Annotated in this window: 23 protein-coding genes; 13 read left to right on the top strand and 10 right to left on the bottom strand. The window is 42.0% G+C overall.

Features of this window, described 5'->3' with window-relative positions; translation table 11 throughout:
* Positions 1–20: 20 nt before the first annotated feature.
* The 6 genes from GD631_RS07535 to GD631_RS07510 all read left to right on the top strand — a co-directional run bounded on the left by GD631_RS07535 (position 21) and on the right by GD631_RS07510 (position 5808).
* Positions 21–755 carry an isoprenyl transferase gene (locus tag GD631_RS07535; RefSeq protein ID WP_143257019.1) on the top strand — a complete coding sequence of 245 codons (735 nt, stop codon included), beginning with the start codon at positions 21–23 and terminating at the stop codon, positions 753–755.
* 30 nt (positions 756–785) lie between these two features.
* Positions 786–3440 carry an outer membrane protein assembly factor BamA gene (bamA, locus tag GD631_RS07530; protein WP_143257018.1) on the top strand — a complete coding sequence of 885 codons (2655 nt, stop codon included), beginning with the start codon at positions 786–788 and terminating at the stop codon, positions 3438–3440.
* 23 nt (positions 3441–3463) lie between these two features.
* Positions 3464–3979, top strand: a complete 516-nt coding sequence (locus GD631_RS07525) for an OmpH/Skp family outer membrane protein (protein WP_143257017.1) — start codon at positions 3464–3466, stop codon at positions 3977–3979.
* Between the two features lie 56 nt (positions 3980–4035).
* Positions 4036–4551: an OmpH/Skp family outer membrane protein gene (locus tag GD631_RS07520; RefSeq protein ID WP_143257016.1), complete on the top strand. Its 516-nt coding sequence runs from the start codon at positions 4036–4038 to the stop codon at positions 4549–4551.
* Between the two features lie 108 nt (positions 4552–4659).
* Positions 4660–5502 (top strand): glutamate racemase, encoded by an 843-nt coding sequence (gene murI, locus GD631_RS07515; protein WP_143257015.1) that lies wholly within the window; start codon positions 4660–4662, stop codon positions 5500–5502.
* A 72-nt stretch (positions 5503–5574) separates the two neighbouring features.
* The gene (locus tag GD631_RS07510; RefSeq protein WP_004313000.1) at positions 5575–5808 is read left to right on the top strand and encodes a DUF2007-related protein; all 234 of its coding nucleotides are present in this window, start codon (positions 5575–5577) and stop codon (positions 5806–5808) included.
* On the opposite strand, the gene GD631_RS07505 is transcribed toward GD631_RS07510, so the two are convergent.
* Positions 5777–6925, bottom strand: a complete 1149-nt coding sequence (locus GD631_RS07505; RefSeq protein WP_143257014.1) for a pyridoxal phosphate-dependent aminotransferase — start codon at positions 6923–6925, stop codon at positions 5777–5779. The two genes, GD631_RS07510 and GD631_RS07505, sit on opposite strands and share 32 nt — an antisense overlap.
* Before the next feature lie 105 nt (positions 6926–7030).
* Here GD631_RS07505 and proB point away from each other — a divergent pair, with 105 nt between their 5' ends.
* The 4 genes from proB to GD631_RS07485 all read left to right on the top strand — a co-directional run bounded on the left by proB (position 7031) and on the right by GD631_RS07485 (position 12490).
* Positions 7031–8113: a glutamate 5-kinase gene (gene proB, locus GD631_RS07500; RefSeq protein ID WP_143257013.1), complete on the top strand. Its 1083-nt coding sequence runs from the start codon at positions 7031–7033 to the stop codon at positions 8111–8113.
* A gap of 529 nt (positions 8114–8642) precedes the next feature.
* Positions 8643–9899 carry a glutamate-5-semialdehyde dehydrogenase gene (locus GD631_RS07495; RefSeq protein WP_143257012.1) on the top strand — a complete coding sequence of 419 codons (1257 nt, stop codon included), beginning with the start codon at positions 8643–8645 and terminating at the stop codon, positions 9897–9899.
* Positions 9900–9977: 78 nt separating this feature from the next.
* A complete protein-coding gene (locus tag GD631_RS07490; protein ID WP_143257011.1) occupies positions 9978–10934 on the top strand; it encodes a Rossmann-fold NAD(P)-binding domain-containing protein in 957 nt (318 codons plus the stop codon).
* Between the two features lie 185 nt (positions 10935–11119).
* Entirely contained in the window at positions 11120–12490 is a 1371-nt protein-coding gene (locus GD631_RS07485; RefSeq protein WP_143257010.1) for a phosphatase PAP2 family protein, read from the top strand.
* 40 nt (positions 12491–12530) lie between these two features.
* Here the strand turns inward: GD631_RS07485 and GD631_RS07480 are convergent, their stop codons facing one another.
* The 7 genes from GD631_RS07480 to rpmH all read right to left on the bottom strand — a co-directional run bounded on the left by GD631_RS07480 (position 12531) and on the right by rpmH (position 18040).
* Entirely contained in the window at positions 12531–12923 is a 393-nt protein-coding gene (locus GD631_RS07480) for a rhodanese-like domain-containing protein (protein WP_143257009.1), read from the bottom strand.
* 14 nt (positions 12924–12937) lie between these two features.
* Entirely contained in the window at positions 12938–13639 is a 702-nt protein-coding gene (locus tag GD631_RS07475) for a NigD1/NigD2 family lipoprotein (RefSeq protein ID WP_143257008.1), read from the bottom strand.
* A complete protein-coding gene (locus GD631_RS07470) occupies positions 13636–14784 on the bottom strand; it encodes a 1-acyl-sn-glycerol-3-phosphate acyltransferase (protein ID WP_143257169.1) in 1149 nt (382 codons plus the stop codon). Before GD631_RS07470 ends, GD631_RS07475 begins: the two co-directional genes overlap by 4 nt.
* Before the next feature lie 7 nt (positions 14785–14791).
* Positions 14792–15766: a D-alanine--D-alanine ligase gene (locus tag GD631_RS07465; protein ID WP_143257007.1), complete on the bottom strand. Its 975-nt coding sequence runs from the start codon at positions 15764–15766 to the stop codon at positions 14792–14794.
* Positions 15763–16836 (bottom strand): RluA family pseudouridine synthase, encoded by a 1074-nt coding sequence (locus GD631_RS07460; protein WP_143257006.1) that lies wholly within the window; start codon positions 16834–16836, stop codon positions 15763–15765. Before GD631_RS07460 ends, GD631_RS07465 begins: the two co-directional genes overlap by 4 nt.
* A gap of 25 nt (positions 16837–16861) precedes the next feature.
* Positions 16862–17512, bottom strand: coding sequence for a PASTA domain-containing protein (locus GD631_RS07455; protein ID WP_143257005.1), 651 nt, complete (start codon positions 17510–17512; stop codon positions 16862–16864).
* A 369-nt stretch (positions 17513–17881) separates the two neighbouring features.
* Positions 17882–18040 carry a 50S ribosomal protein L34 gene (gene rpmH / locus GD631_RS07450; RefSeq protein ID WP_004299762.1) on the bottom strand — a complete coding sequence of 53 codons (159 nt, stop codon included), beginning with the start codon at positions 18038–18040 and terminating at the stop codon, positions 17882–17884.
* A 191-nt stretch (positions 18041–18231) separates the two neighbouring features.
* Here rpmH and efp point away from each other — a divergent pair, with 191 nt between their 5' ends.
* Positions 18232–18798, top strand: a complete 567-nt coding sequence (efp, locus tag GD631_RS07445; protein WP_004312989.1) for an elongation factor P — start codon at positions 18232–18234, stop codon at positions 18796–18798.
* Positions 18799–18871: 73 nt separating this feature from the next.
* Here efp and GD631_RS07440 read toward each other — a convergent pair whose 3' ends face one another.
* On the bottom strand, positions 18872–20272 hold the full coding sequence (locus GD631_RS07440; protein WP_143257004.1) for an alkaline phosphatase: 1401 nt from the start codon (positions 20270–20272) through the stop codon (positions 18872–18874).
* Positions 20273–20424: 152 nt separating this feature from the next.
* A complete protein-coding gene (locus GD631_RS07435; protein WP_143257003.1) occupies positions 20425–22020 on the bottom strand; it encodes a SusR family glycan utilization regulator in 1596 nt (531 codons plus the stop codon).
* 243 nt (positions 22021–22263) lie between these two features.
* On the opposite strand from GD631_RS07435, the gene GD631_RS07430 reads away from it, so the two are divergent.
* Both GD631_RS07430 and GD631_RS07425 read left to right on the top strand, forming a co-directional pair.
* Positions 22264–24117: a glycoside hydrolase family 13 protein gene (locus GD631_RS07430; protein ID WP_143257002.1), complete on the top strand. Its 1854-nt coding sequence runs from the start codon at positions 22264–22266 to the stop codon at positions 24115–24117.
* 203 nt (positions 24118–24320) lie between these two features.
* Complete coding sequence (locus tag GD631_RS07425; protein WP_143257001.1) at positions 24321–26528, top strand: glycoside hydrolase family 97 protein; 2208 nt, start codon at positions 24321–24323, stop codon at positions 26526–26528.
* Positions 26529–26592 lie beyond the last annotated feature (64 nt).

Raw genomic sequence — 26592 nt, 5'->3', positions numbered from 1 at the left:
TATACGTTTAAAATAAGAAGATGTCCTATATAGAACAAATAGACAAAACTCGGATACCACAACACGTAGCTATCATTATGGATGGAAACGGACGATGGGCAAAACAACGAGGGGAAGAACGTACTTACGGTCACCGTGCTGGCGCAGAAACGGTACAGAATATTACTGAAGATGCTGCCAGGCTGGGGATTAAGTACCTGACACTTTACACCTTCTCAACCGAGAACTGGAATCGGCCGCAAGACGAGATAGCGGCTTTGATGAATCTATTGCTAGAATCTATTGAAGAAGAGACACTGATGAAGAACAATATTCGCTTCAACGTAATCGGTGATTTCAAGAAGTTACCGGTTGAAGTGCAGAAAAGTTTGACGTCATGTATAGAACGCACATCCAGGAATAGTGGAATGTATATGGTACTAGCTCTTAGTTACTCATCCCGTTGGGAAATAACAGAAGCGGTACGGCAAATAGCGACGCAAGTAAAAACGGGAGAAATATCTCCCGAGCAAATAACCGATGAGTGTATCTCATCTCATCTGGATACTAATTTTATGCCCGACCCGGATTTACTGATCCGAACGGGAGGAGAAATCCGGCTAAGCAATTATCTCTTATGGCAATGTGCTTATTCGGAGCTTTATTTTTGTGATACCTTTTGGCCGGACTTCGACAAAGAAGAACTCTACAAAGCCATTTGGGAATACCAACAAAGGGAACGCCGATTCGGCAAAACCAGTGAACAAATCAGCTAATATAACTCGAAACATCAAATTATAACATAAATGCATTATCGTATTTCCTTTATATTCATAACGTTTGTCTGCCTGTGCTGCTTTGCGACAACAGGCGTTGCGCAAAATGCTAACACTGATGAAGACTCAAAACCTGTCATCTTATACTCCGGTACACCCAAAAAGTATGAGATAGCAGATATTAAAGTCGAAGGCGTGAAGAATTATGAAGACTATGTATTGATTGGACTATCCGGACTATCGGTAGGACAAACAATTACTGTGCCGGGTGACGAAATCACTGGAGCAATCAAACGTTATTGGCGTCATGGTTTGTTCTCGAATGTACAAATTACAGCCGAAAAAATAGAAGGCAACAAAATCTGGTTAAAAATCAGTCTGACACAACGCCCACGTATTGCAGATGTACGCTATCATGGTGTGAAAAAGTCAGAACGTACGGACCTTGAGGCCAAGCTAGGAATGGTAAAAGGTATGCAGATTACTCCGAATACCGTAGACCGTGCCAAAACATTGATTAAACGTTATTTTGATGACAAGGGATTCAAAAACGCCGAAGTAATCATCGCACAAAAAGACGATCCTTCCAGCGAGAATCAGGTGATCGTGGACATTGATATAGACAAAAAAGAGAAAATCAAAGTACACAAAATCACTATTGCAGGAAATACTGCAATCAAGGCTTCCAAGCTGAAAAAAGTAATGAAGAAAACCAATGAGAAAGGTAAACTTCTAAACTTGTTCCGCACCAAGAAATTCGTGCCGGAAAACTTTGAAGCAGATAAACAACTTATCATCGACAAGTATAATGAGCTGGGATATCGTGACGCAATGATCGTTAAAGACAGCATTTCACAGTATGATGAAAAGACAGTAGATGTATATCTGGATATAGATGAAGGCCAGAAATATTATCTCCGTAACGTGACATGGGTAGGTAATACTCTTTATCCGTCGGAACAGTTGAACTTCCTGCTTCGCATGAAGAAAGGCGATGTATACAACCAAAAGTTGTTGAATGAGCGTGTTTCTACAGATGATGATGCTATCGGTAACTTATATTACAATAACGGTTACCTCTTCTATAACCTTGATCCGGTAGAAGTAAATATCGTAGGTGACTCTATCGACCTCGAAATGAGAATCTATGAAGGCCGTCAGGCTACTATCAATAAGATTAAGATCAGTGGTAACGACCGCTTGTATGAAAACGTCGTTCGCCGTGAACTTCGTATTCGTCCGGGACAGCTGTTCAGTAAAGAAGACTTGATGCGTTCTTTGCGTGAAATCCAGCAGATGGGACACTTTGACCCGGAAAAACTGCAACCGGATATTCAACCGGATCCGATGAACGGAACTGTTGACATAGGTTTGCCTTTGACCTCGAAAGCTAATGACCAGGTAGAGTTCTCTGCCGGTTGGGGACAAACGGGTATCATTGGTAAATTGAGTTTGAAGTTTACCAACTTCTCTGTAGCCAACCTGTTACACCCGGGTGAAAACTACCGTGGTATCCTGCCGCAAGGTGACGGACAGACGTTGACTATCAGCGGACAGACGAATGCTAAATACTACCAATCATACAGTATTTCATTCTTCGATCCATGGTTTGGCGGTAAACGTCCGAACTCATTCTCTGTATCGGCATTCTTCTCTGTACAGACCGACATCAGTAGCCGTTACTACAATTCCAGCTACTTCAACAACTACTACAACAGTATGTATAGTGGTTACGGCGGTTATGGTATGTACAATTACGGAAACTATAACAACTACGAAAACTATTATGACCCGGACAAGTCTATCAAGATGTGGGGACTTTCCGTAGGTTGGGGTAAACGTCTGAAATGGCCGGATGACTATTTCACTCTTTCTGCAGAATTAGCTTACCAACGCTACAACTTGAGCGACTGGCAATATTTCCCGGTAACCAACGGTAAATGTAATGACCTTAGCATTTCATTGACTTTGGCACGTAACTCTATTGACAACCCGATCTTCCCCCGTTCAGGTTCAGATTTCTCATTGTCAGTTCAGCTCACACCGCCTTACTCGTTAATGGACGGTAAAGACTATAAGGGATATTATAGTAACCCTGAAACAGGTAGCATTACCCAGGACAACATGAATAAACTTCATAAATGGATAGAATACCACAAATGGAAATTCAAAGGCAAAACGTATACTCCGCTGATGGACCCGATTGCACATCCGAAATGTCTGGTGTTAATGACACGTACTGAATTCGGCTTGTTAGGTCATTACAACCAATACAAGAAATCCCCGTTCGGAACATTCGACGTGGGTGGTGACGGTATGACCGGCTATTCAACTTATGCAACTGAAAGTATTGCTTTGCGTGGTTACGAAAACAGCTCATTAACTCCATACGGATCTGAAGGTTATGCTTACGCACGCCTTGGCATTGAATTAAGATATCCGTTGATGCTGGAAACAAGTACTAACATTTATGTGTTAGGTTTCCTTGAAGCTGGTAACGCATGGCACGATATCAAGAAATTCAATCCATTCGAGTTGAAACGTTCTGCCGGTGTCGGTGTTCGTATCTTCCTGCCGATGATTGGTATGATGGGTATTGACTGGGGTTACGGTTTCGATAAAGTATTTGGTTCTAAACAATACGGAGGAAGTCAATTCCACTTTATCTTAGGACAAGAATTCTAATGTATCATCAAAAACTAAACGTTATGAGAAAGTCTGTTCTATTAATCATGATGCTATTTGCTGTCAGCATGGCGGCAAATGCACAGAAATTTGCACTGATCGATACGGAATATATCATGAAGAATATTCCGGCAGCTCAAAGCGCTAATGAGCAAATGCAAGAAGCTACGAAGAAATACCAAAGTGAAGTAGAAGCTCTGGCTAAAGAAGCACAGAAGATGTTCCAGGATTACCAGGCAAAATCTTCCACTCTTTCTGCCGCACAAAAAACAAAGACAGAAGATGCAATCGTAGCGAAGGAAAAAGAAGCAGCCGAGCTGAAGCGTAATTACTTCGGTCCGGAAGGTGAATTAGCCAAGATGAGAGACAAGTTGATAACCCCGATTCAGGACGATATTTATGAAGCTGTAAAAGCTATATCACAGCAACATGGATATGATTTGGTAATCGACAGAGCCTCTGCAACAGGCATAATATTTGCAAATCCACGCATAGATATTAGTGATGAAATCCTAAGAAAATTAGGATATTCAAATTAATTTCATACATTTGCAGCTGGAAATAACTAAAAATCATTCAAATAAATTATAGAACTATGCTAAAAAAAATTGCACTTGTAATGTTGCTTGCACTCCCAATGGGTGTATTTGCACAGAACCTGAAATTCGGTCATATCAACGCACAGGAGATTATCACTGTGATGCCGGAATTCACCAAAGCCCAAAATGATATTCAGACTTTGGAAAAACAACTTACTGCCGAACTTCAAAGAACACAGGAAGAATTCAACAAGAAATATCAGGAATTCCAGCAAGCTATTGCTAAGGATTCTCTTCCCCCGAACATTGCTGAAAGAAGACAAAAAGAGTTGCAGGACATGATGCAGAGACAAGAACAGTTCCAGCAGGATGCCCAACAACAGATGGCGAAAGCACAAAATGATGCTATGGCTCCTATCTATCAGAAATTGGACAATGCTATCAAAGCTGTAGGCGCTGCTGAAGGTGTAGTCTATATCTTCGACTTGGCAAGAACTTCGATTCCTTATGTAAACGAAGCACAGAGCATCAACTTGACTAACAAGGTAAAAGCAAATCTTGGTATCAAATAAGAACCGACCAAGAATAAAGAAATACCAAAAGGGAAAGAGAAAGAAGGAGCATCTTCTTTCTCTTTCCCTTTTTTTGGCGTACATTTGCGTATATAAATCAAGTGTGTCATGAAGCAACATCTATCCCATACGCCCGGACCGATCGGAGTATTTGACTCCGGCTACGGAGGTCTGACCATCTTAGACAAGATAAGAGAAGTATTACCGGAATATGATTATATCTATTTGGGAGATAATGCACGTGCTCCCTACGGAACACGTTCTTTTGAGGTCGTATACGAATTTACCCGGCAAGCGGTCAACAAACTATTTGATATGGGATGTCATCTGGTTATATTAGCTTGCAATACAGCTTCCGCAAAAGCTTTGCGCAGCATTCAGATGAATGACTTACCAGGCATCGATCCGGCTCGCCGTGTGCTCGGAGTCATCCGCCCTACCGTAGAGTGTGTCGGAGAGATTAGCAAAAATCAGCATATCGGTGTACTGGCAACAGCAGGCACCATCAAATCCGAATCGTATCCGTTGGAAATACACAAGCTGTTTCCTGAAATCCAGGTCAGCGGCACAGCATGTCCGATGTGGGTATCACTAGTTGAAAACAATGAATCACAGGACGAAGGAGCAGACTATTTTATCCGAAAATACATCGACCAATTGCTATCGAAGGATCCTCAAATAGATACCGTCATTCTCGGATGTACTCATTTCCCCATACTTCTGCCCAAAATCCGGCAATATATTCCGGAGCATATCAGTGTAATTGCGCAAGGCGAGTATGTTGCGGAAAGTCTGAAAGACTATCTGAAAAGACATCCCGAAATGGACGCAAAATGCACGAAGAATGGAAGCTGTCAGTTTTACACGACCGAAGCGGAAGAAAAGTTTTCAGAATCAGCCTCTACTTTCCTGAAACAGCAGATTAGCGTAAAACACATCACACTCGAATAAAATTTAAGAAAAAAGTAACCGTTTCTCTCTCTTTTTTGTTATATTTGTAGATAACCCCTAATAAGTAAGGTCATGAAAGAAGAAGATTATAGCAAAGCAATAGAAGTATTCTCCGGATCCCCATGGGAAGCCGAGATCATCAAAGGGCTATTAGAAAGCAATGACATCCGTTGCGTAATCAAAGATGGGATTATGGGTACACTGGCACCCTATATCGCTCCTTCCGTATCCGTTCTTGTCACCGAGGATCAATACGAAGCGGCCACCGCGCTTATCAGGAGCCGGGCCGAGAAAGATAACGACTGATGCGGTCGAGTCCTTCACGGATATTCTCCAATGAGTTTGCATAGGAGAAACGTACATATCCTTCGCCTCCCGTACCAAAATCCACCCCGGGAGTAATGCCGACGTGTGCATGTTCGAGTACATCGAATGCAAAACGATAAGAGTCGGTAGTAAATTTGCGTGCGTCAGCAAAAATATAAAATGCCCCTTGAGGTTCTACTTTTATTTCAAAACCCATTTCCCGGAGACGGGCAATCATATATCGGCGACGCTCATCATAAACCTGCTTCATCCGTTCCACATCCGGATCAGCCTGCCGCAATGCGGCAATTCCTGCCTGCTGGGCAACACTGGACGCGCAGATAAACAGATTTTGCTGTAACTTTTGCAAAGATCTCATACAAGATTTAGGTGCTATCAAATAGCCCAGCCGAAGCCCCGTCATCGCAAAACGTTTAGAGAATCCGTTCAGGACAAAAGCCTGATCCGTATATTCAAGAATGCTGTGCGCACGTCCTTCATACACAAGCCCGTGATAAATTTCATCTGAAATGACAGGAACTCCCAACGCAGCCACCTCTTTCAGGAATTTTTCATCCAACAACATTCCGGTCGGATTCATCGGAGAATTGATAAAGATAGCCGCAGTATGCGGATTCACACACTTACGGATAGCCTCTATGTCGTATTGCAGATACTCTTTAGACAAAGGAACCAAAACTGGTTTAGCTTGCGTAGCCAACACAAAATTGCGATAGCAAGCATACCCCGGATTGGAAAGAATCACTTCACTATCCGGATTGCAGAGCAACATCAATGCAAGAAGAATAGACGGAGAAGAGCCGGAAGTCACGACAATACAATCCGGATCTACCGTTACCCCATATTCGCGCAGATAAAAAGCGGCAATTTCCCGCCGCAGTTCCGGGTCGCCCAAAGAATGCGTATAATGAGTAAGATGACGATCATAAGCCGCTTTTGCCGCTTCCGCCACACAGGCCGGCACATCAAAATCCGGTTCGCCAACTTCCAGATGAATAATATCAATGCCTTGTTTTTGCAATTCGTTCGCCCTCTCCAACACATCCATTACGATGAAAGAGGTCATCTGCTCTACTTGTGGATTTGTATGTTTCATTGTTTATCTTTTCTCTATCTGACTGCAAAGATAATTCTTTTTAGCCTGTTTTGGTAACATATCGGCAAAAAGCTCTATATTTGTGCTTTCAAATCGTTAGCAAGAATGAAACAGGAATTTACACGAATCGCAATAAAAGTAGGAAGCAATGTATTGACGCGCCGCGACGGAACGCTGGATGTTACCCGTATGTCGGCACTTGTCGACCAGATAGCGGAATTGCATAAGTCTGGGGTGGAAATCATTCTGGTTTCTTCGGGAGCTGTTGCTTCCGGGCGCAGTGAAGTGCATCCACAGAAAAAACTCGATAGTGTAGACCAACGCCAGTTGTTTTCTGCCGTAGGTCAGGCTAAGCTCATCAACCGTTACTACGAACTTTTCCGCGAGCATAGTATCCCTGTTGGTCAGGTGTTAACCACGAAAGAAAGTTTTGGTACCCGTCGCCATTATCTGAATCAGAAAAACTGTATGACGGTAATGCTTGAAAACAATGTCATTCCTATTGTCAACGAGAATGATACAATTTCCGTCAGCGAACTTATGTTCACTGATAATGATGAATTGTCCGGACTCATTGCTTCTATGATGGATGCACAAGCCCTCATTATCCTAAGTAACATCGACGGAATCTACAATGGTTCTCCTGCTGATCCGGGTTCTTCTGTTATTCGGGAAATCGATCACGGAAAAGATTTATCCAATTATATCCAGGCAACGAAGTCCAGTTTCGGACGAGGGGGAATGTTGACGAAAACAAATATTGCCCGCAAAGTAGCTGACGAAGGGATTACAGTGATTATTGCCAACGGGAAACGGGATAACATTCTGGTAGATTTGCTTCAGCATCCTAATGAGACGCTTTGTACACGCTTTATCCCTTCAAACGAACCGGTATCCAGTGTCAAGAAATGGATCGCTCATAGCGAGGGGTTTGCCAAAGGAGAAATTCACATCAACGAATGTGCTACTGAAGTTCTAAACTCCGAAAAGGCAGTCAGTATCCTCCCCATCGGAATCACTCATGTTGAAGGTGAATTTGAGAAAGACGACATTGTGCGTATCATGGACTTTCAAGGAAATCAAGTGGGTGTTGGAAAGGTGAACTGCGACTCCAAGCAGGCACAAGAAGCAATCGGTAAGCATGGAAAGAAACCGGTAGTACATTATGACTATCTATACATTGAATAATCAATAATAAGATCAACTGTAGATAGGGTTAGTAATCTTTCAAGTTAGCCCGCAGCAGTGATAAGAAATAAATTAGTCAACCATTATCAGGGAAGTACATATTCTCATACATTCTCACTACGATGAGAAAAAATACTCATACTAATGAGAAAAAATACTCATTGCAATGAGAACTTTTTCTCACTGCAGTGAGAATAAACCCTTGTCAGAATAGGCTAAAACAGTTCATTATTGTATAAGAAAATGAAGTTATTATTCAATCAAGAGAATATTAGCATCTTGATTGAAGACAAGCGTTTATCTTCGATTGTATAATGTATCATAGATAAAGCATCTGCAACACAAATGCAGGATTTTAAATTATCCGGATATTATAGAATTCGTGAGCTACATCCATATTAAAAACACCCATATATTGTTGATATACCACCACAAAAGCAACATTTATTTCTGTTTTCAACAAGTTTTATTCACATCATTCACTATATTTGCATAGTTTATCTTTCCATTTAATGCAAAAAAGGAGCAAATGACTACAAATTTAAACGAGACCTTCGCTGCCGTACAGGTAGCAAGTCGGGAATTAGCCTTGCTGAATGATGACATCATCAATCAGATTTTAAATGCAGTAGCTGACGCAGCAATTGCAGAAACACCTTTCATTCTCGCAGAGAATGAAAAAGACCTCGCACGGATGGACAAAAATGACCCGAAGTACGATCGGTTGAAATTGACGGAAGAACGTTTAAAAGGCATTGCTGCCGATACACGCAATGTAGCGACACTCCCCTCTCCTTTGGGTAAAGTGTTGAAAGAAAGTGTTCGCCCCAATGGGATGAGATTGACAAAAGTCAGCGTTCCTTTCGGAGTGATAGGGATTATTTACGAAGCCCGTCCGAATGTCAGTTTTGATGTTTTCTCCCTTTGTCTAAAGAGTGGAAATGCCTGCATATTGAAAGGAGGAAGTGATGCCGATTGTTCCAACCGGGCTATCATCAGTGTGATTCATGAAGTATTGAAGAAATTCAATATCAATCCGCACATTGTAGAACTACTTCCGGCTGACAGAGAGGCTACGGCAGCATTGCTGAATGCAGTGGGTTACGTAGACCTAATTATCCCCAGAGGCAGCAGTAGCCTGATCCATTTCGTACGCGAGAATGCAAAAATTCCCGTTATTGAAACAGGGGCAGGTATCTGTCACACTTACTTTGATGAATTTGGAGATGTAAACAAGGGGGCAGCTATTATCCATAATGCGAAGACACGCAGGGTTAGCGTATGTAATGCGCTGGACTGCACCATTATACATGAAAAGAGACTGACCGATCTCCCTATGCTTTGCGAGAAACTGAAAGACAGCCATGTCATTATTTATGCTGACACGCAGGCTTATCAAGCATTAGAAGGCCGCTACCCTGCCGAACTCCTGGAACACGCAAAAGCAGAAAGTTTCGGCACAGAGTTTCTGGATTATAAAATGGCTGTCAAGACCGTAAAAAGCTTCGAAGATGCCTTAGGACATATTCAGGAAAACAGTTCCAAACATAGCGAGTGTATTGTTACCGAAAACAAGGAACGTGCAGCTTTGTTCACAAAGATAGTGGATGCAGCTTGCGTATACACCAATGTATCTACTGCCTTCACCGACGGAGCACAATTCGGATTAGGAGCAGAGATCGGAATCAGTACGCAAAAACTACATGCACGCGGTCCGATGGGACTGGAAGAGATCACTTCTTACAAATGGGTCATCGAAGGAGATGGACAAACGAGAAGAAATTGAGACGATACCTTTATGTTAAAAATCAAACAAGGTTTTAAGCGAAACTAATTGAAAATTAAGAATTAAAAGATAAATGATATGAAGAATTTTACTTGCGTACAGGACATCGGCGATTTAAAATCAGCCCTTGCAGAAGCATTCGAAATTAAAAAAGACCGCTTCAAATATGTAGAACTGGGACGAAACAAGACTTTAATGATGATCTTCTTCAACTCCAGTTTACGCACCCGCCTTAGCACACAGAAAGCTGCAATCAACTTGGGAATGAATGTAATGGTACTAGATATCAATCAAGGTGCATGGAAACTGGAAACCGAACGCGGCGTAATTATGGATGGTGATAAACCGGAACATATATTAGAAGCCATTCCGGTGATGGGCTGTTATTGCGATCTCATTGGGGTACGCTCTTTCGCCCGTTTCGAAAACCGCGATTTTGACTATCAGGAAACGATTATAAATCAATTCATCCAATACTCCGGGCGCCCTGTCTTTTCGATGGAGGCGGCCACACGCCATCCGCTACAGAGTTTCGCCGACTTGATTACCATTGAAGAATATAAGAAAACAGCACGCCCCAAAGTGGTCATGACTTGGGCTCCGCACCCGCGTCCATTGCCGCAGGCCGTCCCCAACTCCTTTGCGGAATGGATGAATGCAACGGATTACGAATTTGTCATCACCCACCCCGAAGGTTATGAACTGGCTCCGCAATTCGTAGGTAACGCAAAAGTGGAATATGACCAGATGAAAGCTTTTGAAGGAGCAGATTTCATATATGCGAAAAACTGGGCAGCTTACACCGGTGACAACTATGGACAGATATTAAGTAAAGACCGCGACTGGACCGTCAGCGACCGCCAGATGGCAGTTACCAACAACGCTTATTTCATGCATTGTCTTCCGGTTCGCAGAAATATGATTGTGACAGACGATGTAATCGAAAGCCCTCAATCCATTGTTATTCCGGAAGCCGCCAATCGTGAAATCTCGGCAACTGTCGTTCTGAAGAAATTATTGGAAGGGTTAGAATAATAATCTAAACGAAACAAGAATAACTATCAGCATCACGTAACGAATGTCTTCTGACAATATTCGTTACATGATGCTTTTTTATACCGTAATTTTCTACACAAACACCATCAAATATTTGGTAAATGTAACAACATCGTAATAAGTAAAAGCGTTATATATCAAACAATATCCTTAATTTTGGCGCTATGAAACAAATGTCATTCTTCATCTGTTTATTCTTTACGTGCCTACTTTGTATGCCTCTAAAAGGACAAATCAGAGACAGTCTGGAGAGAGATTCTTCCTACACCCCTCTTCACCACCACATTTGGAACAGTAAAGCATATCAAATAACTCACATTGGCGCCCCGCTTATTCTTGCCGGAGTATTGACTTATCACAAAGACAAGGCTTTTCAAAATATACGTAATTCATACATTCCCCGCTTTCGTTTTCACTATGATGATTACTTACAGTATTCACCGGGCATTGTGATGCTAGGTCTAAAGTCGTTCGGAGTAGAGGGACGTAGTTCGTGGGGACGAATGCTGACATCTGATGCGTTCTCGGCAGGAATCATGGCATTAACAGTCAACACTTTAAAAAGCACCATACATAAAGAGCGACCGGACAAAAGTGCTGATAATTCTTTTCCTTCAGGGCACACAGCCACTGCTTTTATGTTTGCCACTATGCTGCATAAAGAGTATGGAACTACACGCAGCCCGCTTTATAGCGTTCTCGGATATTCGCTGGCAACAGGAACAGCATTGAGCAGGCAGATGAATAATAAACATTGGTTCTCGGATGTATTGACAGGTGCAGGTATCGGCATTGTCTCCACCGAGTTAGGCTATTACCTTGCAGATCTCATATTCAAAAATAAAGGAATTGTCCGTCCTCCCCGCACGTGGAATGTGAGTCAGGACGATTCTTATTCTTTCTTCGGACTCCAGATGGGATATAATATAGGTGAACGTGAAATGCACCTTCCCGAAGGCATTGAGATAGAAGGTATGGGCGGTGCCATCGCATCATTCAACGGTGCGTGGTTCTTCCGTTCTCATTGGGGCGTTGGAGGTAAATTCACAGTGGCACAAACCAGCCCCCATGTGGCTAGCGACCGATTCTTCAGTTATCACCCGGAAACCGAAGCCTATATCGAAAACTTTGAAGCTGAATCGATGAATTATGCCAGCCTGGCGGGAGGTATATATTACAACGCCTGCCTCTGTCCGGATTTACATATTGGTGGTAGCGTTCTGGGAGGTGTAGGATGGTCTAGCAGTTACAGGGCAAGAATACGATACAAAGGGCAGGAAACAACAGATCCGCTTATTCACTGCACCATCCATCCAATTCCCAACATAGATTTCAGCGTATATCTGATGCATGCCACCGGACAAAACTTTGGGGTTAAATTATTCTTGAACTACAACACCGGAATTGGTAAAGGAAACTATACTTACTATGCTCCGCAAGCAGACAGAAATCCAAGTCCTGTTACAGATAAAACCAGATATATTCTACACAACTTCAATATTGGATTTGAAATAGATGCCTTGTTCTGGAAATAAAAAAACTCCGTAAGTCTCGAGGACCAACGGAGTCTATTTATTAACGTTCTATCTCCTTACCAGCTTCTTGCCAGGAGTTAAATCCTTTATCAAGTTCAAAGACCTTATAGCCCTTCTCACTTAAAATTGCCGCAGCCTTCTTACTCCGCTTGCCGCTACGACAATACACAGCCACCGGTTTATCCTTCTGTAATAATGAATCAGCCATTGAAGCAAAAGAATCATCCATCACATTGATGTTGATTGTCTTCGTGATATGCCCCTCCGAATATTCCGCAAGTGTACGGACATCCAGACGTTGTATATCCTCATTCTGAATAAGAGAATCAAATTCCTCTACATTCATGGATTGAAAATCTCCTTTCTGCTGACAAGAGAAAAGGGAAGAGAGAAATAAAAATATCCCCACGATTAATTGATTCAATTTAAACATATATACTCTATTATTCAATTCTGCCCAGGAATATAGTCAAACCCGGGATCACAATACTTTTCAGATACTACCGCAGATCCATCCTTATCGTACGTACAATATTTAAACTTAATATTTATGGTCCGGCCAGGATGCTCCTCATCAATATATTGCGCCAAAGGAACAGAAATGTAAGCACGCCGATTATAGTATTCTTCATCACTGTCCGCATCATGGTATAATAACATATTCACAACACCATTTGTTTTAAGTTCAGACACATCTTCCACTATGCCGAAAGTATGTCCTTTGCCTGTACTGACCTTGAGATTCAGAATCATATTCAGATAATCCCTCCCCAGCCAGATACTGACCACCTCTACCGGATCTTGCTTTATACCGTCTTTATACACCGGATCATCTTCCGGCTTAGGCACCGGCACAATGAGCGATTGCAAAGAATATATAGTAGCCGCACTTCCACCCGAAAGCACTTCATAGTTACTCATTACACGTCTGGAAGTATTTGCGGCAATAGTAGAACCCGTACGGTCTTCCGCCACAGACAAAGCCTCTCCCTTATCAGGAATGAGCGTTTGTATACGACCATCATCTCCGGCCTTTACAGTCACAAATTCCAGTTTTACCGAAGGATAATAATAGTCATCATCTCCACAGGCAGTCATCAGGAAAAGCAATCCCCACAACCAAATAACATGTAATTTTCTTCTTTTCATCGGCAAGCTGCTAAATAATTAACTAACGGATTGGAATACATTAATAACAACTTCTCACGCAAAAAGTCCTCATCCTTATTCGGAATCTTGATCTTTGCCAATTGTTGTTCAATATAGTTCATAAACTGTTGTTTCTCTTCTTCCGTGTAATTGGACACAAATTCCGTCGTGCCATTCAGCCAATCGTACGCCACATAATTTCCCGGATATATCTGGTAGTTACGATGAATGCGGCGGTCAATACAGGCAGAGATACGGGCAAACAAATCCGGTTTCGGCAACGAACGGTCCAACTCTTTCAGATCATCATTCAGACAAGAGGCAACTTGAAAATGTACCCTGCCTTTATATCCGAAAAGACCGGTCTGCATATTAATCAAATCGTCCTGCGTTGTCTTCTTATACCCTTCGATGTCTCTCTTCAACTGAAACTCCTGCGCTTTCAGAAAATCACACGGATCATATTCGTATGAAATAGCAAGCGGAGCAATATTCATCTCCATCAAACGGTCTATCAAATCACCTTCACCGCCCATTGCCAGCATTTTCAACACACTGTCTTGTGTACGGTCATTCGAATCTTTTGCGCGTCCTTCACGCTGCGCAATCCAAATAGACTGTTTTTTCTCCGAAATGGTGTAATGCATATAACGGGACATACGTGCCGAAGATTCCAACATCTGCCGCATTGTCAATGCCCGCTGCACAATGAATGATTTATTGACACGTACCAATTTCTTAATCCAGGGATAAATCAGCAAATTGTCTCCAATCGCTATTTCTACCGTATCCATTCCCTGGTCAATCAACAAAATAGAGAGAAAGCCCGAATCGAGAATAATGTCTCTATGATTCGATATATACGTATAAGCTTTACTTTTATCCGGTATGGCGGTATGATCCAGTGTCAGTCCGGCGGTATGATCTGCCGCTATCTTCCACAAAATGCCATAGCAAAATGCCTCCTGAAAATCAAGTTTAGTCTTACAGGCACGCATCTTCTGCGCCAGAAGTTCAAATGGAACGTTCGGTATAGCCCCGATAGCAGCTTTCTGAAAAGCCGGGTCAGCAATCAGTTCCTCAAAGATTTGAGGAAGTTCCTCATCATTGTAAGGACGAATTTCATTAAACTCTGTCAGATCCATCACGTGATTAAAATTTGTTTTCAATAATATCAGTCATCACATCCTTTATATCCAGTCCGGCTGCACGCACTTGCTGGGGGATAAAGCTGGTAGTAGTCATTCCCGGAGTTGTGTTGACTTCGAGAAGATTCAGTTTTTCACCGGCAGTCACAATATAATCTACACGGATAATGCCGGAGCAACCTAATATATCATAGATAGCCGAAGTCAGCATCTGCACACGCTTGGTCAGTTCGTCCGAGATACGCGCAGGAGTGATTTCATCTACTTGTCCATTATATTTAGCATCGTAATCAAAGAACTCATTGTGCGTCACCACTTCCGTAGGCGGGAAGATAACTGTCTTCTCTTTTGTCTTATAACAACCGCAAGTCAACTCCGTTCCATCCATAAACGCTTCTACAAGCACTTCTTTCGCCTCTCCGAAAGCTTTAACAATGGCCGGCTGTATTTGTTCTTTTGTCTTTACTTTCGTAACTCCGAAACTCGAACCTCCCAGACTAGGCTTGATAAAACAAGGCAGACCGATCTTTTCCACTACCTCTTCGTCAGAAATCGATTGTCCCTGGCGCAGCAACAATGATTCGGCAATGCGCACTCCAAAAGCTTTCAAATATTGATTGCAGGTAAACTTGTCATAAGTAATGGCAGCCGCCAATACTCCACAACAGGAATACGGTATACGCATCATATCAAAATAGCCTTGCAGGCGACCATCTTCACCGGGCGTACCGTGGATGGTGATATAAGCAAAGTCGAACACAACCTTTTCTGTTCCGTTCGTAAAACTAAAGTCATTTCTATCTACCGGCACTTTGTTTCCATCCGGCAATTGTACTTCCCAGCGACGGCCTTCCATCTCCACGATATACAAATTATACTTTTCCTTATCAATAAAGGAATAAATACCCTGTGCACTACGCAGGGAAACTACGATTTCGGAGGTATCTCCTCCTGCTACGATAGCGATGTTGCGTTTCATTCTAATTCTCTATTACTTATATAGCCTCTCCACTTCTCGATAAGCCGGGTCATGTCATCCGGAAGTTCGGAAGTAAAGTACATCTCCTCACCTGTGACGGGATGCACAAACCCCAACGTCATAGCATGCAAAGCCTGTCGGGGACAAGTGTCAAAGCAATTATTTACAAACTGTTTGTATTTACTAAAATGAGTTCCTTTCAGTATCTCATGCCCGCCATAGCGTTCATCATTGAACAATACATGGCCGATATGTTTCATGTGGACACGAATCTGATGGGTACGCCCTGTCTCAAGTATACATTCCACAAGGGTTACGTAGCCCAGTCTTTCCAATACGCGGTAGTGCGTAACGGCATGTTTGCCCACCGTCGGGTCAGACATCACCGCCATCTGCATCCGGTCTTTCGGATTGCGGGCAATATTACCGACAATCGTTCCTTCATCTTGTTCCACAACGCCCCACACCAAAGCACGATATCTGCGTTTGGTAGTCTTATTAAAAAATTGGAGTCCCAGATTTGTTTTGGCATCCGGTGTCTTGGCAATCACCAGCAAGCCCGAAGTATCTTTATCGATGCGATGAACAAGTCCCACGTGCGGGTCATTAGCATCGTAATCCGGTATATCCTTCATGTGCCAGGCCAGCGCATTGACCAGCGTGCCGTGATAGTTACCGTGTCCCGGATGCACTACCAGTCCTGCCGGTTTATTCACCACCATTACATAAGGATCTTCATAAACAATAGTAAGGGGAATATCTTCAGGAATAATTTCGTTTTCATAACGGGGGCGATCCATCATCACCGTAATGACATCCAGCGGTTTCACTTTGTAGCTACTCTTCACCGATTTGCCATTGGCCATAACAAATCCGCCTTCGGCAGCCTTCTGGATGCGGTTGCGCGAAGCATTGACAATACGTTCGAACAGATATTTGTCGACTCTGACCATCGCTTGTCCCTTATCTACAACCACGCGAAAGTGTTCGTAAAGCTGGGATTCGTCACCGACAGGTTCTATATCATCCAAATCATTCTCCAGTTCATCCGGAAGTTCTTCCTCTATCATGCAAGTCCGTTTCTGTTATTATCTATTAAAACCAACTATCATCCTGAGCTGATGATGATTCTGACGTAACCGGCTGGTCTGTATCTACTGAGACATCGACAGAGTCTTCTTCCGACGCATCACCGGAGCCGTCTCCTACCATCAATGTTAACGAAGATCCCACAGGGATTTTCTCTCCCGCAGCTAACTGGCGTCCCTGGTACTTCACGCCGTATACCCAGTCTTTCTCACCATTCACCAATTGAATCTGATTCAGTTTGAAACCGGCATTCAACAATTTAGCCTGCGCCTGGCGGAGCGAGCTGTTGTCCGCCACATCGGGAATACCACGTAAAGGTACATCCAATGTATTGACAGTCAGGTATACCGTACGGCCTTCTTTCACTTTCTCGCCAGCTCCCGGCTTCAGTTCGAGAATGATACCTGCTGCTTTATCCTTAACATATTTGGTATCGGAAATCACATATGCCAAACCGTGATTCCGGAACATTTTCGCCGCTTCGTCCACCGTCATCCCTTTCACATCGGGAACGGCAACAGTTTCACCATGATGAGTATGTATATCAAGCCATTTCAATACACCGAATATCATCACTACCACCACCACAATCATGGCGATAATATTCACCCAGAAAAATTTATTTGTTTTAAAAGAAAAGAATTCTTTAATAGTCATACGCATTGCTGTTAATATGCGCCAAAGATACGACAAAATAGTTGAACTTTTAAAAAGTAGGCGATGAAAAATGTCCCCATCTACTATGCAAGAACGCTTATCATCGCCAGAATTGCTGCAACTATAATCCCCACTCCTATAGATTTCAACAACCTTATTATAATTATGCGGGTTCTCAAGTCCCGGATCTGCTCTTCCATCGCATATGTTTGTTTACGAGTTTTATTCTATTCCACAAAGAAAAGCAAAAAGTCATAAACAAGAGCAAACAATATCGTTTTTTAACACACTATTCTCTTGAAAATCAGGAAACAAAAAAGGCGAAGATTAAATTCTCCGCCTTTTTTGTTTCCTGATGACAGGTGATTATCACTTTTGTCCGTTGTACTCATCAGAAACAGTCAGTTTCTTTCTGCCTTTTGCACGACGAGCAGCTAATACTCTACGACCATTAGCCGATGCCATTCTCTCACGGAAACCGTGTTTGTTCTTTCTCTTTCTGTTAGAGGGTTGAAATGTTCTTTTCATTACTGTATCTTGTTTTTATGTTATTATTCTACGTAATCGGGCTGCAAAAATAGGCATTTTTTTTAAATTAACCAAGAGATAACTCATTTTTGCTCAAAAGTTTTTGTGTTTTTTACCGATTTAGATTACTTTTGCAGTCGAATTCCTGCGAAAACAATTAAATAACAATAATATATTAAGAAAATAGCAGTATGATTAATGCTCAAGACATCAAAAACGGAACTTGTATCCGTATGGACGGAAAGCTCTATTTCTGTATCGAATTCCTGCATGTAAAACCAGGTAAAGGTAATACTTTCATGCGTACTAAACTGAAAGATGTAGTTAGCGGTTACGTTCTCGAACGCCGTTTCAACATCGGTGAAAAGTTGGAAGATGTACGCGTAGAACGTCGTCCATACCAATTTTTGTATAAAGAAGGAGAAGATTATATCTTCATGAACCAAGAAACATTCGACCAACACCCTATCGCTCACGATTTGATTAACGGTGTTGATTTCCTGCTCGAAGGTGCAGTATTGGAAGTTGTTTCTGACGCTTCTACAGAAACAGTTCTTTATGCAGATATGCCGATCAAGGTTCAAATGAAGGTGACTTATACAGAACCGGGCGTGAAAGGTGATACAGCTACCAACACACTGAAACCTGCCACTGTAGAATCAGGAGCAACCGTACGCGTTCCGTTGTTCATCAACGAAGGTGAAACGATTGAAATCGACACTCGCGATGGTTCTTACGTAGGACGTGTAAAAGCGTAATTTACAAGAATATATAAAAACAGCCGGGAGTCCTTGGACTTCCGGCTGTTTTTATATACATACGGTTCTATTCTTATTTATATCCTGCTGCTTTCGCAATTCTTTTAGGAATCTCCGTGTTATCAATCTTTTCTCCAAACAGTTGAGAACCTGCACCGATAGCGAATACAGGCACATAACCGGCAGAGTGACCGCCACTTACCCAACCTACCATAGCTATTTCATCCATCACTTCCTTAGCACGTGCAGCCATCGGTTCACTCTTAGAGTACATACTTTCAGCAAATACGACTTTATTCTTCACGAATGATTTTTCAAACTCATCACGTAATTTCTTTTCCTGTTCCCAAGAAATAGGGAATTGTTTCCAAAAGCCCATTTCTTCACCCAGGAATGTTTTCATATCTTCCCAAGTCACTTTGTTGCCTTTTGACTTTCTCAATTCGCTGATACGTTGTGAAAGTCCGTCAGCAGAATGTTTCTGATGCTGCAACGCTTTCAAGTTCAACTCATATTTTCCTGTACCCAGCACGATACCACCTGTTTCATGGTCGGCAGTAACGACAATAAGGGTTTCTTTCGGATGCTTTTTATAAAACTCATAAGCTACCTTGATCGCATTATCCATATCCTTCACTTCGTTGAACACTGTAGCAGCATCATTCGCATGACACGCCCAGTCTATTTTACCACCTTCTACCATCAAGAAAAAACCTTTCTTATTGTCTTTAGTAAGGAAATCAATTGCACTTTCTGTAATCTGCGCTAAAGTCAAATCGCCTTCTTTACGGTCGATAGCATAAGGCAAACAAGAAGGATTGGCTCCTTCTTCCTGAATCAGGATCATCTTCTCTGCTTTTCCGGCCTTTGCTTTATAATCATTATAACCGCGTGCTACTGTATACCCGGCTTCTTCAAAAATAGGAAAAATGCTGGGAGCTTCTTTCTTGTCAAAGGATGTAGTCGGTTTGAGAAAACCACCACCTGCATAAAAATCAAAATTAGCTTTTGGCAAATCCAAAGCTATTTCATAATACCTATTACGATCGGGTTGATGTGCATAGAATGCGGCAGGAGTAGCATGATCTACACTAACAGAAGTAGTTACACCAACTTTCTTACCAGCTTTCTTTGCCTTTTCTGCTACAGTCTGAATAGCATTCTTGTCCTCTCCCACAGAAATTGCATGATTATAAGTTTTCTTTCCTGTTGCCAATGCAGTACCTGCAGCCGCAGAGTCGGTTACTGAATTTTTAGCCGAGAAAGTAGTTGCCATAGTAGCAACCGGGAATTGAGTGAATAACAAAGGCTCGACGCCAATACGGCCTTTTTGAATTTCCGCCTGATACATCTCCGTACCATTTACTTGATTGACTCCCATTCCATCCCCGATGAAATAGAATACGTACTTTGCCTGCCCGTTGGCTACAACGGAGATAAGGACAAAGAACAGTGTGTAGATTAACTTTTTCATTCTCTAGTATATTTATTTTTAGATTAGTTGCCTACAAAGGTAGAAAAAAAAGAGAGATACACAGTGGATTATTGAATACTAAAAGCGGATATTTGCTTTATACACAAGCATTATTGGCTCGTATATTACGAAGCAATAACATATTGCTAACATTATAGGTTCATTACATTCTGCTCGAACTGATCCTTGTCTCCGGCAGCTTTGTTACGCATCCGGCTACGATAATTATAGATAGTGGCCAAAGAATAACCGAGAAAATGAGCAATCTTATTACTGTCTACCACTCCCAAACGGATAAGGGCAAAGATCCGAAGCTCTGTTGTCAATAACTCATCGGATTTCGGATAAACCCGTGCTTCTTCTACCAGCAATTCATTAAAAGCAGAAATAAAATTCGGGAATAGTTTCAGAAAAGATTTATCAAATTCATTATAGAACTCATCCCGTTCATCCCGGATAAACTGCTCGGACTTTATGGCTTTAAACAAATCCTCGATACGTGATGCCATCGCCAATTTGGCCAATGAACGCCGGTAGGTTTCCAGTTTATCCAGATAGTTGACGCATCTATCCAGATAACGGGCGATATATACCTCTTTTATTTTCCCTGTCTGTTCCAGCTCTTTGTTCACTAGCTGCATCTGCTCATTAGCCAGACTCAAATCATGCCGCATCACAGACAGCTTTTTCATCCACCGATACAGGAAGAAGACAGCAACCAGAAGAAATAATGATAACAAACTGACACTGATTAACATGGCGCGGGAAACCACACGCTCTTTTTCTTCCTTCAACTTATAAGCCTTATCAATGATTGGAAAGAACTCTGTGACCTCAATAAAACGTAGACGGGCATTACAAGCTACAGCATCTTCCATCGAGCAGCTCAAATATTTGTAGGCGCGGTCAATATCTCCCTGCTCATACATAAGGTGTGCCAGCTTCTGCAAAGAGGCGTATTCCCTCACCGATGATTCTAAATCTGCTATCGCCGTCAATATCAAGTAGTATATTTCTTTTTCTGTATCTTTCTTCATACCATACGCTTCGGACAGCGTATAGTAGATATATACTTTCTGACGTTCGTCAACAACGTCCTTCAATGCGTCATTCAACATAACTAAAGCCGTATCAGCCTTACCATTGACTATATATTTTTCGGCCGCAACAATCGTCCTGTTTGTTTCCGGAGGCATGATGCTGACAATAGAATCACGATACAAATCTGTCTTTTTCAGGTATTTCTTTTTTTCCTCTTTATTGGTGGTGTAGTCGGCAAGCCAACCATAGCAGGCACGGTAAGTCTGATAATAAGACAGTAACATTCTTTCGTCCAATTTCTCCGGATGAATTCTCTCCAGCTCTTCCATTGCCTCAATATACATTCCCATCACCCCCAATACTGTTGCCCGGTTAATGATAATCTCATTCTCCAATTCCGGACGATTCAATTGAGGGAGAATCTCCTTCCTATTATTTATATAATGAAGTGCGGAATCAGCTTGATAATGAAGATAAGCATCAAACAAAGAACCGTATAGCCGATATTTGTCAGCAGGATCAACCGAATGAGCAAGCTGGACTTTCAAGGCATCAATCTGCTTTTCTTTCTGAAGCTGATAAGTCTCTTTCTTATTTATAATGTCGTCCAGTCTTTTAAGAGCCGCTCCATATTCTGTTTGCTTTGCAGACAATGAAACGGAGGAGGTTAAAAGAAGAAACAAAATATAATGGACCAGATTTCTCATAGGTTGCTTTTTAATGATGTCACAAATATAATGAATATAGTAATGAAAATGAAATATATATTCATAACTATTTTAATTTTCATTTGTATTTTCTCATCGTCTCTTTGCCATTAGCATACTGATTTACAATACAATAAATATTTTAAGCGTTTATATTTATATTCTAGTTTCCAAATACAGCCTCCTATCCTTCTACATTTGCAACATCGGTTCGCCGAGCAAACATTTAAAATCTACGTTACCATGAGAAAGTTTTTTTTATCCGTAATCTTGCTTGTATCATTATTAAATTGCAGTTCGCTATTCGCCGCAACTACAATTAAAAAAGTAGCCCCTGCATTCTGGTGGGCAGGAATGAAAAACCCGCAACTGCAAGTCATGTTGTATGGAGAGCATATAGCCTCTGCAGAAGTTAGCATTTCGTCCAAAGACATCATGCTGCAAGAGGTTGTCAAACAAGAAAATCCGAACTACCTGCTTTTATATATGAATATTTCGGAAGCAGCCCCACAGACATTCGAAATCATCTTGAAACAAGGTAAAAAGCAAACGGTAGTCCCTTACGAACTCAAACAAAGAAGGGCGTCAGCTTCCGAAGTGGAAGGTTTCAATTCCAGTGACGTACTTTATCTCATCATGCCGGACCGCTTTGCTAATGGTGATGCGTCTAATGATATAGTTCCCGGAATGTTGGAAGCTAAAGTAGACCGTAACGATCCTTTTGCACGCCATGGCGGTGACTTGAAAGGAATAGAGAATCATCTGGATTACATTGCCGATTTGGGAGTGACGAGCATATGGCTCAATCCTATTCAGGAAAATGATATGAAGGAAGGTTCCTATCATGGGTATGCCATTACCGACTATTATCAGGTAGATCGTCGTTTCGGAAGCAATGAGGAGTTCCGGAGTCTGGTAGAGCAGGCGCACGATAAAGGAATGAAAGTAGTAATGGATATGATTTTCAACCATTGCGGAGATCAGAATTACCTCTTCAAAGATATGCCTTCCAAAGATTGGTTCAACTTCAAAGGCAACTATGTACAGACCACTTTCAAGACGGCTACTCCTTCAGATCCGTACGCTTCGGACTATGCAAAGAAAATAGTAGTAGACGGCTGGTTCAGTGAATGTATGCCGGACTTTAACCAACGCAACCGTCATGTAGCTACTTATCTGATACAAAGCAGTATCTGGTGGATTGAGTATGCAGGTATCAATGGTATTCGTCAAGACACACATCCTTATGCGGATTTCGACATGATGTCCAACTGGTGTAAAGCTGTAACAGAAGAATATCCCGATTTCAACATCGTAGGAGAAACTTGGATAGGCAGTAACGTGCTTGTCTCTTACTGGCAAAAGGACAGTAAAGTAGCCGCTCCCAAAAATTCCCATTTGCGTACGGTTATGGATTTCCCACTGACGGATCAGATGAACAGTGCTTTCGATGAAGAAACAAACGACTGGAACGGAGGACTTTACCGGCTCTTCGACTATCTATCACAGGACATCGTCTATGCTGATCCAATGAACTTATTAGTCTTTCTTGATAATCATGACACTTCCCGTTTCTACCGTTCGGAAGCAGCCACACAAAACCTAGACCGTTACAAACAGGCACTCACATTCCTGTTGACTACCCGAGGAATCCCGCAAATATATTATGGCACTGAAATACTGATGGCTGCCGACAAAGCTAATGGAGATGGCTTACTCCGTTGTGATTTTCCCGGAGGCTGGCAGAATGACACACAGAATTGCTTCGACGCAACCAACCGGACCGCACAACAAAATGAGGCTTTCTCTTTCCTCCAAAAATTACTTCAATGGAGAAAAGGAAACGAAGTCATTGCCAAAGGGAAATTAAAACATTTCTCTCCCAACAAAGGAGTTTATGTGTACGAACGTAAATATGGTAATCAATCAGTAGTGGTATTCCTCAATGGAAACAACCGGGAACAAACCATCAGCCTGAACGAATATCAGGAAATACTGCCTGCCTCATCCGCTCATAATGTATTGACAGGAGAAATAGTCAAATTAGACAAAGAATATACGTTTCAAAGCCGCGGAATTTTAATTTTATCCTTCTGAATAAGTTCATAACAACTTATATTTATGAAGAGGCCACCAAACGTTAATCATCTAATAAACAAGATATTGCCATTTATACAAACTTGTATTTTTATTCTAATTCACAGAGCCGGCAAGGATAGTCTTTACATTTGCGATATTCCTAATGCAAAACACCTGAAAGCTCGAATTGATTAGCTTACAATTTAATACCATAAGATAAAATGAAGAAGAATTTATTAATTATTGCCTTACTCTGTATTTCGTTCATCACGAACGCTCAACAGAAACTGACCTCACCGGATGGAAATCTGGTAATGACTTTCCAATTAAATAAGGAAGGTGCTCCCATGTACGAATTGAGTTACAAAGAAAAAGCTGTTATCAAACCTAGTAAACTGGGATTGGAGCTAAAAAAGGAGAATGCGACTAAAACCGACTTCGATTGGGTAGACCGCAGAGATATGGACAAACTCGATTCAAAAACAAATCTATTTGATGGATTCGAAGTGAAAGATGCGCGTACATCTACTTTTGACGAAACCTGGAAACCGGTGTGGGGAGAAGAAAAGGAAATCCGCAATCATTATAATGAACTGGCAGTGACCTTGTACCAACCGGCAAACGACCGTTCCATCCTGATACGTTTCCGTTTATTCAATGATGGCCTGGGATTCCGCTATGAGTTTCCCCAACAGAAAACATTGAACTACTTTATAATCAAGGATGAGCATTCACAATTTGCCATGGCAGGTGACCACACAGCTTATTGGATTCCGGGTGATTATGATACACAAGAATATGATTATACCATTTCCCGCCTGTCAGAAATCAGAGGGTTGATGAAACAGGCTGTTACACCCAACACTTCGCAAACAGTATTCTCACCAACAGGTGTACAAACCGCATTAATGATGAAAACCGACGATGGTTTATACATCAATCTCCACGAAGCAGCTCTGGTTGATTACTCATGTATGAACTTGAATCTGGACGATAAGAATATGATATTCGAATCATGGCTAACTCCGGATGCCCAAGGGGATAAAGGTTATATGCAAACTCCTTGCAATACTCCATGGCGTACTGTGATTGTCAGCGACGATGCCCGCAATATCCTTGCCTCACGTATTACACTCAATCTGAACGAGCCTTGCAAACTAGAAGATACTTCATGGATAAAACCGGTAAAATATATCGGTGTATGGTGGGACATGATTACCGGAAAAGGTTCATGGGCGTATACCGACGAACTGACCAGCGTGAAACTTGGTGAAACGGATTATTCTAAAACCAAACCGAACGGCAAACATTCTGCCAATACAGCCAACGTAAAACGTTATATTGACTTCGCCGCCACTCACGGATTCGATGCTGTGTTAGTGGAAGGATGGAATGAAGGATGGGAAGACTGGTTCGGCAACAGCAAAGACTACGTTTTCGACTTCGTTACTCCATATCCTGATTTCGATGTACAGGAAATACATCGCTACGCAGCCGGTAAAGGTATTAAGATGATGATGCACCATGAGACTTCCGCTTCTGTACGCAACTACGAACGCCACATGGATCAGGCTTATCAGTTTATGGCAGACAATGGATACAACTCCGTAAAGAGTGGCTATGTAGGCAATATCATTCCTCGTGGCGAACACCACTATGGTCAATGGATGAACAACCACTACTTGTATGCAGTAAAGAAAGCCGCCGATTATAAAATCATGGTCAACGCACACGAAGCAACCCGCCCGACAGGTATTTGCCGTACTTATCCCAACTTAATCGGTAACGAATCCGCACGCGGTACGGAATATGAGTCATTCGGAGGAAACAAAGTATATCATACCACTATCCTGCCTTTCACACGATTAATTGGCGGTCCGATGGATTATACTCCGGGTATCTTCGAAACTCACTGTAACAAAATGAATCCTGCAAATAATTCACAGGTACGTTCTACTATTGCCCGCCAGCTGGCTTTATACGTGACGATGTACAGTCCGTTACAAATGGCTGCCGATGTTCCTGAAAACTACGAACGGTTTATGGATGCTTTCCAATTCATCAAAGACGTAGCAATCGACTGGGACGAAAGCAACTATCTGGAAGCAGAACCGGGAGAATATATCACCGTTGCCCGCAAAGCAAAAGGTACTAATGACTGGTACATCGGTTGCACAGCCGGTGAGAACGGACATACTTCTAAACTGACATTCGATTTTCTGACTCCGGGCAAACAGTATATTGCCACCGTTTATGCAGACGCCAAAGATGCTGACTGGAAAGAGAATCCACAGGCATATACCATCAAAAAAGGTATTCTGACGAACAAAAGTAAGATGACTTTGCGTGCTGCCAACGGAGGAGGATATGCAATCAGCATCAAAGAGGTAAAAGATAAAGCAGAAGTAAAAGGATTAAAAAGGCTATAATCTCATAGCCTTTAAAAGAATGAATGTTTTCGATAGGTATTTTTTACGAAATGTTTTCAAGGGT

Source organism: Bacteroides luhongzhouii (genome assembly GCF_009193295.2).
Classification (GTDB): domain Bacteria; phylum Bacteroidota; class Bacteroidia; order Bacteroidales; family Bacteroidaceae; genus Bacteroides; species Bacteroides luhongzhouii.
The sequence above is the reverse complement of the archived record's forward strand: the minus strand, read 5'-3'. Positions and strand labels throughout refer to the sequence as shown.

Excerpts from the sequence above, each read along its gene's own strand:
- GD631_RS07535 (WP_143257019.1), top strand. The coding sequence starts at position 21 with ATGTCCTATATAGAACAAATAGACAAAACTCGGATACCACAACACGTA.
- bamA (WP_143257018.1), top strand. The coding sequence starts at position 786 with ATGCATTATCGTATTTCCTTTATATTCATAACGTTTGTCTGCCTGTGC.
- GD631_RS07525 (WP_143257017.1), top strand. The coding sequence starts at position 3,464 with ATGAGAAAGTCTGTTCTATTAATCATGATGCTATTTGCTGTCAGCATG.
- GD631_RS07520 (WP_143257016.1), top strand. The coding sequence starts at position 4,036 with ATGCTAAAAAAAATTGCACTTGTAATGTTGCTTGCACTCCCAATGGGT.
- murI (WP_143257015.1), top strand. The coding sequence starts at position 4,660 with ATGAAGCAACATCTATCCCATACGCCCGGACCGATCGGAGTATTTGAC.
- GD631_RS07510 (WP_004313000.1), top strand. The coding sequence starts at position 5,575 with ATGAAAGAAGAAGATTATAGCAAAGCAATAGAAGTATTCTCCGGATCC.
- GD631_RS07505 (WP_143257014.1), bottom strand. The coding sequence starts at position 6,925 with ATGAAACATACAAATCCACAAGTAGAGCAGATGACCTCTTTCATCGTA.
- proB (WP_143257013.1), top strand. The coding sequence starts at position 7,031 with ATGAAACAGGAATTTACACGAATCGCAATAAAAGTAGGAAGCAATGTA.
- GD631_RS07495 (WP_143257012.1), top strand. The coding sequence starts at position 8,643 with ATGACTACAAATTTAAACGAGACCTTCGCTGCCGTACAGGTAGCAAGT.
- GD631_RS07490 (WP_143257011.1), top strand. The coding sequence starts at position 9,978 with ATGAAGAATTTTACTTGCGTACAGGACATCGGCGATTTAAAATCAGCC.
- GD631_RS07485 (WP_143257010.1), top strand. The coding sequence starts at position 11,120 with ATGAAACAAATGTCATTCTTCATCTGTTTATTCTTTACGTGCCTACTT.
- GD631_RS07480 (WP_143257009.1), bottom strand. The coding sequence starts at position 12,923 with ATGTTTAAATTGAATCAATTAATCGTGGGGATATTTTTATTTCTCTCT.
- GD631_RS07475 (WP_143257008.1), bottom strand. The coding sequence starts at position 13,639 with ATGAAAAGAAGAAAATTACATGTTATTTGGTTGTGGGGATTGCTTTTC.
- GD631_RS07470 (WP_143257169.1), bottom strand. The coding sequence starts at position 14,784 with ATGGATCTGACAGAGTTTAATGAAATTCGTCCTTACAATGATGAGGAA.
- GD631_RS07465 (WP_143257007.1), bottom strand. The coding sequence starts at position 15,766 with ATGAAACGCAACATCGCTATCGTAGCAGGAGGAGATACCTCCGAAATC.
- GD631_RS07460 (WP_143257006.1), bottom strand. The coding sequence starts at position 16,836 with ATGATAGAGGAAGAACTTCCGGATGAACTGGAGAATGATTTGGATGAT.
- GD631_RS07455 (WP_143257005.1), bottom strand. The coding sequence starts at position 17,512 with ATGACTATTAAAGAATTCTTTTCTTTTAAAACAAATAAATTTTTCTGG.
- rpmH (WP_004299762.1), bottom strand. The coding sequence starts at position 18,040 with ATGAAAAGAACATTTCAACCCTCTAACAGAAAGAGAAAGAACAAACAC.
- efp (WP_004312989.1), top strand. The coding sequence starts at position 18,232 with ATGATTAATGCTCAAGACATCAAAAACGGAACTTGTATCCGTATGGAC.
- GD631_RS07440 (WP_143257004.1), bottom strand. The coding sequence starts at position 20,272 with ATGAAAAAGTTAATCTACACACTGTTCTTTGTCCTTATCTCCGTTGTA.
- GD631_RS07435 (WP_143257003.1), bottom strand. The coding sequence starts at position 22,020 with ATGAGAAATCTGGTCCATTATATTTTGTTTCTTCTTTTAACCTCCTCC.
- GD631_RS07430 (WP_143257002.1), top strand. The coding sequence starts at position 22,264 with ATGAGAAAGTTTTTTTTATCCGTAATCTTGCTTGTATCATTATTAAAT.
- GD631_RS07425 (WP_143257001.1), top strand. The coding sequence starts at position 24,321 with ATGAAGAAGAATTTATTAATTATTGCCTTACTCTGTATTTCGTTCATC.